The 751-nt window shown below is 70.8% G+C and carries 1 protein-coding gene; it reads right to left on the reverse strand.

The features are described from left to right. Nucleotides 1-751 (reverse strand): IS481 family transposase (locus tag IE294_RS46990; protein ID WP_189895420.1); only part of this gene is annotated, 751 nt, incomplete at both ends.

The following is a 751-nucleotide window of genomic DNA, read 5'->3' on the forward strand; positions in this document are numbered from 1 at the left end:
CCCGCAGCGTTGTTCACACGGCTGATGGGTGGCTGGCCTGCGAGTGCGGTGTGGCAGCGGTGGTGGTTGTAGGTGTGGAGGAAGTCTGCCAAGGCGGCGGTGCGTTCGGTGTTGTTGGTGTAGGGGCGCAGGTAGGCCCATTCGTCGAGCAGGGTGCGGTGGAAGCGTTCGACCTTGCCGTTGGTCTGCGGCCGGTAGGCGCGGGTGAGTTTGCCGGCCGCGCCGAGGTCGGCCAGGGCCTGCTGCCAGGCGAAGCTCTTGCGGTAGGGCCAGGCGTTGTCGGTGAGGACCCGTTCGATGCGGTCGATGCCCGATGCGGCGAAGAAGGCCGCTGCCCGGCGCAGGAAGGCGGCGCAGGTGTCGGCCTTCTCGTCGCTGGGGATCTCGCTGTAGGCCAGGCGGGAGTTGTCGTCGAGGGCGGAGTGGACGTAGTCGAAGCCCACGCTGCTTCGCCGGGCCCGGCCGGCCTGTCGGCCCAGGACTTTGTGGCCGCCGCCGTCGGGGATGCGGCCGAGCTTCTTGACGTCCGTGTGGATCAGCTCGCCGGGCCGGTCGCGTTCGTAGCGGCGGACGACCTGGCCGGTCGGCCGGTCCAGGTGGGCCGGCCGGTTCAGGCCGTGACGGACCAGGACGCGGTGGACGGTGGAGGCGGGCAGGCCCAGGATCGGGCCGAGGCGGGCCGGTCCGAGTTTGCGTATCTGCCGCTGCTGACACACTTGGGCCTCCACCGTCGGTGCGGTGCGGTGCGGTG

This window comes from Streptomyces canarius, assembly GCF_014650735.1.
In the GTDB taxonomy this organism is placed as follows: domain Bacteria; phylum Actinomycetota; class Actinomycetes; order Streptomycetales; family Streptomycetaceae; genus Streptomyces; species Streptomyces olivaceoviridis.